Source organism: Thiomonas intermedia (assembly GCF_002028405.1).
GTDB lineage: Bacteria > Pseudomonadota > Gammaproteobacteria > Burkholderiales > Burkholderiaceae_C > Thiomonas > Thiomonas intermedia.
Genome location: NZ_CP020046.1, coordinates 3,087,499 through 3,099,542 on the forward strand (window position 1 = coordinate 3,087,499; position 12,044 = coordinate 3,099,542).

The following is a 12,044-nucleotide window of genomic DNA, read 5'->3' on the forward strand; positions in this document are numbered from 1 at the left end:
GCGGGCAAGCGCATGAGTGCAGCACAGGCAATTGAGACGGCAGTCACCAGTCTTGGACTGGAACTCGTGGAGGTGGAACACCTGCCGCGCGGATTGCTGCGCGTGACAATCGATCACGCCGATGGCGCCCCGGTGACCGTCGAAGACTGCGAGCGGGTCACGCGTCAGCTGCAGTACGTGTTTGAGGTGGAGAACGTCGACTATGGTCGGCTGGAGGTTTCGTCGCCCGGGCTGGATCGGCCTCTGCGCAAGCCGGAAGATTTCGTGCGTTTCGCCGGCCTTGAGATCGATGTCGTGCTGCGTGCGCCGTTTCAGGGGCGCAAGAAATACCGCGGCGTCTTGCTGGCGCGCGGCGAAGACGATGCGCAGGGTCGCTTCTCCATGGCCTTGTCGCCCCCTGAGGTGGATGGCAAGCGCAAACCCGGCGCCGCCAAGAAGAAGGTCAAGGCCGCCGAGCCGCTCGCTGCGGGTCTGGCCCTGGGGGAGGACACGGTGTCCGTCATGAATTTCAGTCTGGCCGAGGTGCGCGATGTGCGCCTGGTGCCTGTTGTCGATTTTGGGAGTGGTCGAAAATGAGTCGCGAGATTTTGATGCTGGTGGACGCCTTGGCGCGTGAAAAGAATGTCGATCGCGAAGTCGTCTTCGGCGCCGTCGAGGCTGCGCTGGCGTCGGCCACCAAGCGGTTGTACGAAGGCGAGGCCGACGTGCGGGTGCAGATCGACCGCGACACCGGCGAGTACGAAAGTTTCCGTCGCTGGCATGTTGTGCCCGACGAGGCGGGTCTGCAATTGCCCGACAGCGAAATTTTGCTGTTCGAGGCGCGTGAGCAAATCCCCGACATCGAGTTGGATGACTACATCGAAGAGCCGATCGAGAGCATCGCCTTTGGCCGGATTGGCGCGCAGGCGGCCAAACAGGTCATTCTGCAGAAAATCCGTGATGCCGAGCGCGAACAGATCCTCAACGACTTTCTCGCCCGCAACGACAAGATTTTCAACGGCTCGGTCAAGCGCCTCGACAAGGGCGACATCATCGTCGAATCGGGCAAGGTCGATGCGCGACTGCGTCGCGGCGATTTGATCCCGAAGGAAAACCTGCGCGTGGGCGACCGTGTGCGCGCGGTGATCACCAAGATCGACCGCACCGCGCGCGGCCCGCAGATCGAGATCTCGCGCACCGCGCCCGAGTTCATGATCGAGTTGTTCCGTCTGGAAGTTCCCGAGATCGAGCAGGGGCTGCTGGAGATCAAGTCGTGCGCCCGTGAGCCGGGCGTGCGCGCCAAGATCGCGGTCGTGTCGCACGACCGTCGCGTCGATCCCATCGGTACTTGTGTGGGCATTCGCGGTTCGCGCGTCACCGCGGTGACCAATGAGCTGGGCGGCGAGCGCGTGGACATCGTGCTGTGGTCGGAAGATCCGGCGCAGTTTGTGATCGGGGCGCTGGCGCCGGCGAACGTCTCGTCCATCGTGGTGGACGAAGAAAAGCACGCCATGGATGTGGCCGTGGACGAGGAAAATCTGGCGCTGGCCATCGGCCGCACGGGTCAGAACGTGCGCCTGGCATCCGAGCTGACAGGCTGGAAGATCAACATTCTCAGCGCCGAAGAATCCGACGCCCGCAACACGCAGGAAGTCGAGAAGATGCGCAGCCTGTTTGTCGAAAAGCTCGATGTCGATCAGGAAGTGGCCGACATCCTCATCGCCGAAGGGTTCACCAGCCTCGAAGAACTGGCCTATGTGCCGATCAACGAAATGCTGGAAATCGAGGCCTTCGACGAGGACACCGTCAACGAGTTGCGCGAACGCGCACGCAACGCCCTTCTTACGCAGGAAATCGCGCGCGAGCAGAAGCTCGATGAAGTCGATCCGGCGCTCAAATCCCTCGAGGGTCTGGGCACCGAGGATCTGGCCCTGCTCGCCGAAGCCGGCGTGTTGACCCTGGATGATCTGGGCGATCTGGCCACCGACGAGCTTGCGGGCATCCTCCGCACCGACGACGCCAGGGCCGCCGCGCTCATCTTGAAGGCCCGCGCGCATTGGTTCGACGCCTGAAACCCAGACGAACCCGCCGCCCAATCTTCATACGTTTCAAGCCGTACTAGGACACTCCATCAATGGCCAGTCATACCGTCGCACAACTCGCCGCAGAACTCGGCAAACCCTTGAACCTCTTGCAAGAGCAACTGCAACAGGCGGGAGTCGGGTCGCGCGCTGCGGACGATGTCATCAGCGAAGCCGACAAGGCACGCCTGCTCGAGCACCTGCGCGCGGCACATGGCGGCGCGGCGGGCGGCGAGCGCAAGAAAATCACCCTGACACGCAAGCAGACCAGCGAGATCAAGCAGGCGGATGCCACCGGCAAGGCGCGCACCATCCATGTGGAAGTGCGCAAGAAGCGGGTGTTCGTCAAGCGCGATGAATCCGCGCCCGGAAGCGATGCGCATGCATCGCCGGAGACTGAAGAACCGGTCATCGACGACGCTGAACTGCAGCGTCGCGAGGCCGAGGCTCAGCGTCAGGCCGATCTGCTGGCGCGGCAGGCCGAGGAACTGGCCGCACAGCGCGCAGCCGAACAGGAGCGTCGCGCAGCCCAGGAACGCCAGGAGCAGGAGGCGCGCGAGCAGGCCGAGCGCGAGGCGCAAGCCGCCCGGGAAGCTGCTGCAAAGGCGCAGCAGGCCGCCGTTGTGACCTCTGAGGCCGCGCCGTCTGCCGTTGCCGAAGGTGCCGCGCAGCAAGCCGCGGATGTCGCCTCTCAGGCACAGGCGGCCGCGACCGAGCGCGCTGTCGCCCAGAAGAAGCAGGATGCGGAAGAAGCCGCCAAGCTGCAGCAGATCGAGAAGCGTCGCAAGGCCGCGGAGGCGGAAGCGGCCGCCATTCGCGACATGATGGCGCGCCCGCGCACTGTGCTGCGTGCCGAGAAGCCGGCGCCCAAGACGACCGAGGCCGCGCCTGCCAGCGGAACCATCAAGGGCACGATTCATAAGCCTGCGGCTGGTGCCAAGGCGGCAGGACCTGGTGCGGCCGCCGCGCCGGGCACGGCGAAGAAGGACGACAAGCAAGTCAAGTCCGAAAAGCTCTCCTCCTCCTGGGCCGACGACGCCGCGAAGAAGCGCGGCGCAGCGATCAAGCCTCGCGGCAACCCGACCGGAGCGCCGGGAGGCTGGCGCGGGCCGAAGACCACGGCAGGCCGCCGCGGTGGCCGCAACGACCGGGGCGCCGAACACCAAGCGCCCGCGGCGCCCGCCGAGATGATCGTGCGCGAAGTGCATGTGCCTGAAACGATTACCGTGGCCGAGTTGGCGCACAAGATGTCCGTCAAGGCCGCCGAGGTGATCAAGAGTCTGATGAAGCTCGGCCAGATGGTCACCATCAACCAGGTGCTCGATCAGGAGACGGCGATGATCGTGGTCGAGGAACTGGGCCATACCGCCATTGCCGCCAAGCTCGACGATCCCGAGAATTTCCTGACGGAAGACGGCGAAGGCGCGCAGGCCGACGTGGAGCAGTTTCCGCGCGCGCCGGTGGTCACGGTCATGGGACACGTCGATCACGGCAAGACCTCGCTGCTCGACTACATTCGCCGCGCCAAAGTGGCGGCAGGCGAGGCCGGTGGCATCACGCAGCACATCGGCGCCTATCACGTCGAAACGCCGCGCGGCATCATCACCTTCCTCGACACCCCGGGCCACGAAGCCTTCACGGCCATGCGGGCGCGTGGGGCGAAGGCCACGGACATCGTCATTCTGGTGGTGGCCGCGGACGACGGCGTGATGCCGCAGACCAAGGAAGCGATCGCGCACGCCAAGGCGGCCGGGGTTCCGCTCGTCGTGGCACTCAACAAGATCGATAAGCCCGGGGCCAATCCCGATCGCGTTCGCCAGGAGCTGATCGCTGAAAGCGTGGTACCTGAAGAGTACGGCGGCGATTCGCCCTTCGTGCCGGTATCGGCCAAGACCGGGCAGGGGGTGGATGATCTGCTCGAACAGATTCTGCTGCAGGCCGAAGTGCTGGAGCTGAAGGCGCCGGTCGAGGCCCCCGCCAAGGGACTGGTGATCGAATCGCGGCTCGACAAGGGCCGCGGCCCGGTCGCCACGATTCTGGTGCAGTCGGGCACGCTCAAGCGTGGCGACGTGGTGCTGGCCGGCGCGGCGTTTGGCCGGGTGCGCGCCATGCTCGATGAAGTGGGCAAGCCCGTCACCGAGGCTGGCCCGTCCATTCCGGTGGAAATTCAAGGTCTCACCGAAGTGCCCAGCGCCGGTGAGGAAATCATGGTGCTGCTCGACGAGCGCAAGGCGCGCGAGATCGCGTTGTTCCGCCAGGGCAAGTACCGCGACGTCAAGCTGGCCCGCCAGCAGGCTGCCAAGCTCGAAAACATGTTCGAGCAGATGGACGAGAACAGCAAGAACCTGCCCCTCATCATCAAGGCCGACGTGCAGGGCTCGCAGGAGGCGCTCATCCACGCCCTCACCAAGCTCTCGACCAGCGAGATCAAGGTGCAGGTGGTGCATGCGGCCGTGGGTGGCATTTCCGAGAGCGACGTCAATCTGGCCATCGCATCCAATGCGGTGATCATCGGCTTCAATACGCGCGCCGATACGGGGGGCCGCAAACTGGCCGAGAACAACGGCATCGACATTCGTTACTACAACATCATTTACGAGGCGGTCGACGAGATCAAGGCGGCCATGTCGGGCATGTTGACGCCCGAGAAGAAGGAAGAGGTCCTGGGTCTGGTCGAGATCCGTCAGGTGTTCCGCATCCCGAAGGTGGGCGCGGTGGCCGGCTGTATGGTGTTGTCGGGCCTGGTGCGCCGTTCGGCGCATGTGCGCCTGCTGCGCAACAACGTGGTCATCCATACCGGAGATCTCGATTCGCTCAAGCGCTTCAAGGACGATGCGCGCGAAGTCAAGGAAGGCTTCGAATGCGGTCTGTCGCTGAAGAACTACCAGGACATCGAAGAGGGCGATCAGCTCGAAGTCTTCGAAATCAAGGAAGTGGCCCGCACCCTGTAAGGGGGCCGCAGCCAGACTGAGATGAAGCGCGCCACGCCCAACCGGACCCAGCGTATCGCCGACCAGATCCAGCGCGATCTGGCCGAGCTGATCCAGCGCGAGCTGCGCAACCCCAAGCTCGGTCTGGTGACCCTCACTGACGTGCAGCTCACGCCGGATTACGCCCATGCCAAGGTGTATTTCAGCGTGATCGGCGCCGAGCCCGAGACGGCGCGTCAGTTGCTGAGCGACAAGGCCGGCTACCTGCACAGCCTGTTGTTCAAGCGCCTGCAGATCCACACCGTGCCCACGCTGCATTTCCTGTTCGATCCGACGACCGAGAAGGCCGCCGAGATGGATGGGCTGATCAAGCAGGCCTTGTCGCATCAAGCCAAAGACGACTGACCCGGCGCTTTGCGCTCGGGTTCCGACCACCATGAATGTTCAGAAAGCGCCCTGGGAGGCGGTCAACGGAGTGCTTCTGCTGAACAAGCCTCGCGGGCTGACCTCGCAGCAGGCCTTGTTTCGCGTGCGCCGACGCCTGCGGGCGGCGAAGGCCGGGCATGGCGGCACCCTCGATCCCCTGGCCGACGGCTTGCTGATGCTGTGCTTCGGCGCCGCGACCAAGTTCGCCCAGCGGCACCTCGAAGCCGACAAGCGCTATGTCGCCGTGCTGCAGCTCGGTGCCCGTACGACGACGGATGATGCCGAGGGCGAGGTCGTCGAGCGCCGCGCCGTGCGCGTGGACCGGGCGCAGGTTGATGCCGTTCTGCCGCGCTTCCTTGGTGCCATCAGCCAGACACCGCCTGTCTACAGCGCGCTCAAGCGCGACGGCCGACCGCTCTATGCGTATGCCCGGGCGGGAGAGTCGGTCGAGGTTGCGCCGCGCACCGTGCAGATCCATGCCATCGAGCTGTCATCCCTGCAGGACGACAGGATGACGCTGGCCGTGCATTGCGGCAAGGGCACCTACATTCGCGCCCTGGCGCGCGATATCGGCGAGGCCCTGGGCTGTGGTGCCCATCTGGCGGCGCTCACCCGTACGGCGAGCGGTGCATTCCAACTGGAACAGGCCCTGGGGCTCGATGCGGCCGAGGCCCTGGATCAAGTCGGTTTGCGCCGTCAGTTGCTGCCGACCGATGTCCTGCTGCAGGCTTCACCCAGACTGGACCTCGACGCCGCGCAGACGCAGCGGTTCTTGCACGGCGCCCGCCTCAGTGGGCTGCCGTGCGGCGGGCTGATCAAGCCCGGCGAGGACGTGCGCATCTACGGACCGCTGGCGGCCGGACAGGCGGCGGTGCTGCTGGGCATCGGCGCCTTGGAGTCCGGCGTGTTGGCGCCGCGTCGCCTGCTGTGCGCCGATGAGCTCGCGCTCGACGCGGCCCCGGCTCAGCCAGAAACAGCCTCATCGATCCCCATTTCACCCTTTCGAACCGAATCCCTCCATCAGGACGCCACACCATGAGCAAATCCATCCGCAACATCGCCATCATCGCCCACGTCGACCACGGCAAGACCACCATGGTTGACCAGCTGCTGCGCCAGTCTGGCACCTTCGCCGAACACGAGAAAGTCGTGGATACGGTGATGGACAACAACGCCATCGAACGCGAGCGCGGCATCACCATCCTGGCCAAGAACTGCGCGGTGAGCTGGGAAGGCACGCACATCAACATCGTCGATACCCCCGGCCACGCCGACTTCGGCGGTGAAGTCGAGCGTGCGCTGTCGATGGTCGACGGCGTGGTGCTGCTGATCGACGCCCAGGAAGGCCCGATGCCGCAGACGCGCTTCGTCACCAAGAAGGCGCTGGCCCTGGGGCTCAAGCCCATCGTCGTGGTGAACAAGGTGGACAAACCGGGCGCCAAGCCCGATGCCGTGGTCAACGCCGCCTTCGACCTGTTCGACAAACTGGGCGCGACCGACGAGCAGCTCGACTTCCCCGTGGTCTATGCCTCGGGCATCAACGGCTGGACCTCGCTCGACGAGGGCGAACCGGGCCAGCAGTGGGGCCCGGACATGTCGGCCCTGTTCAACACCATCCTTAAGCACGTGCACCCGCACAGCGGCGATCCGGCAGCACCGCTGCAACTGCAGATCTCGGCCCTCGACTACAACAACTTCGTCGGCCGTATCGGCGTGGGCCGCATCAATGCGGGCACGATCAAGCCCGGCATGGACGTGCTGGTGATGGAAGGCCCGGAGGGCAAGTCGCTCAAGGGGCGCATCAATCAGGTGCTGACGTTCCAGGGGCTGGATCGCGTGCAGGTGACTGAAGCCGGCCCCGGCGACATCGTGCTGATCAACGGCATTGCCGAGATCGGCATTGGCGTGACCGTGACCGACCCGCTCACCCCCGCGCCGCTGCCCATGCTCAAGGTGGACGAGCCGACGCTGACCATGAACTTCTGCGTCAACACCAGCCCGCTGGCCGGCCGTGAGGGCAAGTTCGTGACCAGCCGCCAGATCTGGGATCGGCTGCAGAAGGAGTTGCAGTCCAATGTGGCGCTGCGCGTGAAGGAAACCGACGAGGACGGCATTTTCGAAGTGTCGGGCCGCGGCGAACTGCACCTGACCATTCTGCTGGAGAACATGCGCCGCGAAGGCTATGAGCTGGCCGTGTCCAAGCCGCGCGTGGTGTTCAAGGACGTGGACGGCGTGCGCCAGGAGCCCATCGAACTGGTGACGGCCGACATCGAAGAAGGCCATCAGGGCGGGGTGATGCAGGCCCTGGGCGAGCGCAAGGGCGAGCTGGTCAATATGGAGCCGGACGGCCGCGGCCGCGTGCGTCTCGAATACCGTATTCCGGCGCGCGGCCTGATCGGCTTCACCAACGAATTCCTCAACCTGACCCGTGGCTCCGGGCTGATCTCCAACATCTTCGACGGCTACGAGGCGCACAAGGGCGAGATTGCCGGGCGCAAGAACGGCGTGCTCATCTCCATGGACGACGGGGAAATCTTCACCTACGCCCTGGGCAAGCTCGATGACCGCGGACGCATGTTCGTCAAGGCGGGCGATCCGGTGTACGAAGGCATGATCGTGGGCATCCACAGCCGCGACAACGACCTGGTGGTCAACGCAACCCGCACCAAGCAGCTCACCAATTTCCGCGTCTCGGGCAAGGAAGACGCCATCAAGATCACCCCGCCCATCGACCTCACGCTGGAGTACGGCGTGGAATTCATCGAAGACGATGAGTTGGTCGAAATCACCCCCAAGAGCGTTCGTCTGCGCAAGCGCCATCTCACCGAGAACGAGCGCAAGCGCGCTGGCCGCTCGGCCTGATCGACGCTCGAACCCGGCGCGCGGATCATGGCGACCCGACCCAGAGCTAGTGAATTTTTCGGACATGTCCGAAAGGCGCGTCAAACCGCTCCCGATCGAGGCGCAAAGCACAGCCATAGCGCGGGCTATGGCGAGCATTTGCAACGACGAGCTGGGGCGTTTTGACGTGCAAGGCGGGCACGGCTGAAATGTTCACAAGCTCTCGGCCCCATTCGCGTGCCGTGCTCGCCATGGTCGGCGCCACGCTGCTTTGGAGCGTGGCGGGCGTGGTCACGCGCCATCTCCATCATCAGAACGGACTCGATCTGGTGTTCTGGCGCAGCGGCTTTGCCGCGCTCGGGGTGCTGGCCTGGCTGCTCTGGCGCCAGGGGCCCCGCGGTCTGGCGCGCGATGTGCGGTACGCCTCGCCGCTGCTGTGGCTTTCAGCCGTGTTCTGGGCGGTGATGTTCACCGCCTTCATGGTTGCCCTGACGCTCACCACCGTGGCGCAGACCCTGATTGCCGACAGTCTCAGTCCCTTGATTGCCGCCTTGCTGGGCTGGCTGATCCTGCGCCACGCCTTGCCGGCTCGCACCTGGCTGGCCATCGCGCTTGCGATCGCCGGCATGGGATGGATCGGCTGGCAGAACCTGCATCATGCGAATGGATCGACGCAGCTTCTCGGCATGCTGGTGGCGTTGGCCGTGCCGTTCAGCGCGGCCTCCAACTGGGTCAGCCTGCGCCGTGCCGGCACGGCGGTGCCGATGCAGGCGGCGGTGATGTTCGGCGCCTTGTTCTCCGTGCTGGCCGTGGTGTTTCCCGCCTGGCCCGTGGCGGTGGACCTGCACGATTTCCTCTGGCTCGCCTTTCTGGGCGTTTTCCAGTTGGCCATCCCGGGGCTGTTGGCGGTCTGGGCGGCACAGCGTCTGGCGCCCGCCGAAGTGGGACTGCTCGGATTGCTGGAGGTGGTGTTCGGTATCCTCTGGGCGTGGCTCGGCGCGGGGGAGCAACCGGCACTGGGAACGCTGATCGGCGGCGGGCTGATTCTGTTCGCGCTCGTCGGCAACGAATGGTGGGGATGGCGGCGACTGAGATGGGCTACCTAGGCAGGTTCGAAGCATTCGGAAAGTGGAGTCTGTCGGCCCTGTTGACGGGACTGTTGATGACGGCTTGCGGCGGCGGCGGTTCTCCGGGATCGAGCCCGACGGCCGAGCAGCAGACCTCGCAAACGACGGCGACCACGGCGGCGCGCAGCACGCCCATGGGCGTGCTGGTGCCGCTTTACGGCTATCCGCTGGTTTCGAGCGGCAGCGGCGCCTCGTACGCGACTGCGGACAGCCCGGCCTGGACGCAGGTCGCGGCCGGTGCGGCCGTGGTGCCCACGGTGGCCATCATCAACCCGAGCAATGGCCCGGTCGCCTGCAGTTCACCGCCGTCCGCCACGCTGAGTGCGTTTGCGCACGGCATCGGCATATTGCACGCAGCAGGCGTGACCGTGCTGGGCTATGTCCGCACCTCCTATGGCCAGCGCGATCTGGCTCAGGTGGAGGCCGATGTGCAGACGTATGCGCAGTGCTACGGCGTCGACGGTGTGTTTTTCGACGAGGTATCGAGTCAGGCCAGCCAGGCGGGCTATTACGGCCAGGCCGCGGCTGCCGCGCGCGCAGACATCAGGCCGATCCGTGGCGAGACGGCGCTGGTCGCCATCAATCCGGGCACTTATCCCGACAGCACGATTGCCGCTACGGCCGACATCACGGTCATGCACGAAAGCGCCGATCTCAATCTTGCGGCGGTGCCCGCCGGTCTGAGCCGCTATGCGCCTGCCAGGTTCGCCTACCTGGCGCTTGGGCTGAGCAATCTGCCGCAACTTCAAGCCAGCATGCTGTCCAGCCTGTACCGGCAAGGTTTCGGCTATGTCGATCTGACGGACCAGGGGGCTGGCGGCGACCCCTGGGCCGCACTGAGTACGCAGTACACGGCGATGATCCAGACCCTCCAGCAGTTGAACCAGGAACAGAACTGAGGCCGCGGTAGCGCCAGGACGAAGAAGGGGAGGGCGATGAAGTACGACACCGTGATCGTCGGCGCCGGTTCGGCAGGCTGTGTTCTGGCGAATCGTCTGAGCGCCGATCCCAGCCATCAGGTCTTGCTGGTCGAAGCCGGTGGCTCGGATTGGCATCCCTACATCCGCATGCCTGCGGGCATTGCCAAGCTGGCGGGCCAGCCCCGCTTCAACTGGAACTACACCACCGAGCCCGAGCCGCAACTGCATGGCCGGCGCCTGTGGTGGCCACGCGGGAAGGTGCTCGGGGGTTCGAGTTCGATCAACGCCATGTGCTACGTGCGCGGCGCGGCGCAAGACTATGACCGGTGGGCGGCCCAGACCGGCGAGACCGCCTGGTCCTGGTCGTCGGTACTGCCGCTGTTTCGCGCCATGGAGCGCAATACGCGAGGCGCCGACGCCTGGCATGGCGATCAGGGTGAGCTGGGCGTGAGCGATCTGCGCCACCACAACGTGCTGACCGACGCCTTTGTGGCCGCAGGGGTCTCCTACGGACTGAGCCGCAATCCTGATTTCAACGGCCCCGAGCAGGAGGGCGTCGGGCTCTATCAGGTCACCCAGCACGACGGGCTTCGGCATTCGAGTGCGGCCGCCTTCCTGAGGCCCGTTCGTGACCGCGGCAATCTCACGGTGATGACCCACACCCTGACCGAGCGAGTCCTGATCGAGCGGGGACGTGCCGTAGGCGTGACGGTGCGCCGACGCGGTCGGCCGAGCCAGCGCATCGAGGCCGGCCGCGTGGTGCTCAGCGGCGGCGCGATCAACTCGCCGCAACTGCTCCTGCTTTCCGGCATAGGCCCGGCCGACCACCTTCGCGACATGGGCATCCCCGTGGCGCTCGACCTCCCGGCGGTGGGCGAGAATCTGCAGGATCATCTCGACATCTGCACCTTGACGGCCTGCACCCGGCCGGTGAGCTACGACAAGGTCAACGTCGTCTCCGCGGGGCTGCAATTCTGGCTGACGCGGCAGGGCGTCGGCACCTCCAATGCCGCCGAAGGCGGCGGCTTCATGCGCTCGCGGCTCGCCAACGATGGCCGCTGCGATCTGCAGTTCCATTTCGTGCCCGCCTTGCTCGACGATCATGGTCGAGGGCGTCTGCCCGGTTACGGTTACACCCTGCATGCCTGCGTGCTGCATCCCCAAAGCCGCGGGCACATTCGGCTGCGCAGCGCCGACCCTGCGGCGCCCCCCATGATTCGGCCCAACTACCTGAGCGACCCGGAGGGCAGCGATCTGCAACGCATGTGTGAGGCCGCGCGTGCCTCCCGCGACATCCTGGCGCAATCGGCTTTCGATCCCTGGCGGGGCGACAACCTCTTTCCTGGAAAGCTCCTGGGGGCGGACGGCGATCTGCGCGAATTCATCCGCAGCAAAGCCGAGACCGTCTACCACCCCGTGGGCACCTGCCGCATGGGCGCCGATGTAGGCAGCGTGGTCGATCCGCAACTGCGCGTGCGCGGCCTGGAAGGGCTGTATGTGGTCGACGCCGCCATCATGCCCGAAGTGCCCACCGGCAATACCAACGCGCCCACCCTCATGATCGCCGAGAGGGCCAGCGTCTGGCTCAGGCACGGCGCCTAGCGCCTTGGACGGCGTCTGGGCACCACCCTGTGAATCGGGGGGGGGAAGGCCTGCCCTCGGGGATGGACCTGTCATTCCCGAATGACAACAATGCTGCACGCAGCCTGGCAAACATGGATTTGTCGCCTGAATTGCCAA

At 65.4% G+C, this 12,044-nt stretch carries 9 protein-coding genes; all 9 read left to right on the plus strand.

Annotated elements, in window-relative coordinates; translation table 11 throughout:
* Nucleotides 1–12: 12 nt before the first annotated feature.
* The 9 genes from rimP (at nucleotide 13) to BVH73_RS14455 (ending at nucleotide 11,906) form a co-directional block, all read left to right on the plus strand.
* On the plus strand, nucleotides 13–576 hold the full coding sequence (gene rimP / locus BVH73_RS14415) for a ribosome maturation factor RimP (protein ID WP_079419803.1): 564 nt from the start codon (nucleotides 13–15) through the stop codon (nucleotides 574–576).
* Nucleotides 573–2,051 (plus strand): transcription termination factor NusA, encoded by a 1,479-nt coding sequence (gene nusA, locus BVH73_RS14420; RefSeq protein WP_079419805.1) that lies wholly within the window; start codon nucleotides 573–575, stop codon nucleotides 2,049–2,051. The genes rimP and nusA overlap by 4 nt, the downstream gene beginning before the upstream one ends.
* A 62-nt stretch (nucleotides 2,052–2,113) precedes the next feature.
* Nucleotides 2,114–5,011 carry a translation initiation factor IF-2 gene (gene infB, locus BVH73_RS14425; protein ID WP_079419807.1) on the plus strand — a complete coding sequence of 966 codons (2,898 nt, stop codon included), beginning with the start codon at nucleotides 2,114–2,116 and terminating at the stop codon, nucleotides 5,009–5,011.
* Nucleotides 5,012–5,032: 21 nt separating this feature from the next.
* Nucleotides 5,033–5,395, plus strand: coding sequence for a 30S ribosome-binding factor RbfA (gene rbfA, locus BVH73_RS14430; RefSeq protein WP_055450971.1), 363 nt, complete (start codon nucleotides 5,033–5,035; stop codon nucleotides 5,393–5,395).
* 31 nt (nucleotides 5,396–5,426) lie between these two features.
* The gene (gene truB, locus BVH73_RS14435; protein ID WP_079419809.1) at nucleotides 5,427–6,455 is read left to right on the plus strand and encodes a tRNA pseudouridine(55) synthase TruB; all 1,029 of its coding nucleotides are present in this window, start codon (nucleotides 5,427–5,429) and stop codon (nucleotides 6,453–6,455) included.
* Nucleotides 6,452–8,278, plus strand: a complete 1,827-nt coding sequence (typA, locus tag BVH73_RS14440; protein WP_079419811.1) for a translational GTPase TypA — start codon at nucleotides 6,452–6,454, stop codon at nucleotides 8,276–8,278. Before truB ends, typA begins: the two co-directional genes overlap by 4 nt.
* 188 nt (nucleotides 8,279–8,466) lie before the next feature.
* On the plus strand, nucleotides 8,467–9,363 hold the full coding sequence (locus BVH73_RS14445; RefSeq protein ID WP_079419813.1) for a DMT family transporter: 897 nt from the start codon (nucleotides 8,467–8,469) through the stop codon (nucleotides 9,361–9,363).
* Nucleotides 9,336–10,283 (plus strand): spherulation-specific family 4 protein, encoded by a 948-nt coding sequence (locus BVH73_RS14450; protein ID WP_245800355.1) that lies wholly within the window; start codon nucleotides 9,336–9,338, stop codon nucleotides 10,281–10,283. Before BVH73_RS14445 ends, BVH73_RS14450 begins: the two co-directional genes overlap by 28 nt.
* Nucleotides 10,284–10,319: 36 nt before the next feature.
* Nucleotides 10,320–11,906, plus strand: a complete 1,587-nt coding sequence (locus BVH73_RS14455; RefSeq protein WP_079419817.1) for a GMC family oxidoreductase — start codon at nucleotides 10,320–10,322, stop codon at nucleotides 11,904–11,906.
* Nucleotides 11,907–12,044: the final 138 nt, after the last annotated feature.

What these genes read in the sequence shown, in the direction of transcription:
- rimP (WP_079419803.1), top strand. Translation starts at nt 13, where the DNA reads ATGAGTGCAGCACAGGCAATTGAGACGGCAGTCACCAGTCTTGGACTG.
- nusA (WP_079419805.1), top strand. Translation starts at nt 573, where the DNA reads ATGAGTCGCGAGATTTTGATGCTGGTGGACGCCTTGGCGCGTGAAAAG.
- infB (WP_079419807.1), top strand. Translation starts at nt 2,114, where the DNA reads ATGGCCAGTCATACCGTCGCACAACTCGCCGCAGAACTCGGCAAACCC.
- rbfA (WP_055450971.1), top strand. Translation starts at nt 5,033, where the DNA reads ATGAAGCGCGCCACGCCCAACCGGACCCAGCGTATCGCCGACCAGATC.
- truB (WP_079419809.1), top strand. Translation starts at nt 5,427, where the DNA reads ATGAATGTTCAGAAAGCGCCCTGGGAGGCGGTCAACGGAGTGCTTCTG.
- typA (WP_079419811.1), top strand. Translation starts at nt 6,452, where the DNA reads ATGAGCAAATCCATCCGCAACATCGCCATCATCGCCCACGTCGACCAC.
- BVH73_RS14445 (WP_079419813.1), top strand. Translation starts at nt 8,467, where the DNA reads ATGTTCACAAGCTCTCGGCCCCATTCGCGTGCCGTGCTCGCCATGGTC.
- BVH73_RS14450 (WP_245800355.1), top strand. Translation starts at nt 9,336, where the DNA reads ATGGCGGCGACTGAGATGGGCTACCTAGGCAGGTTCGAAGCATTCGGA.
- BVH73_RS14455 (WP_079419817.1), top strand. Translation starts at nt 10,320, where the DNA reads ATGAAGTACGACACCGTGATCGTCGGCGCCGGTTCGGCAGGCTGTGTT.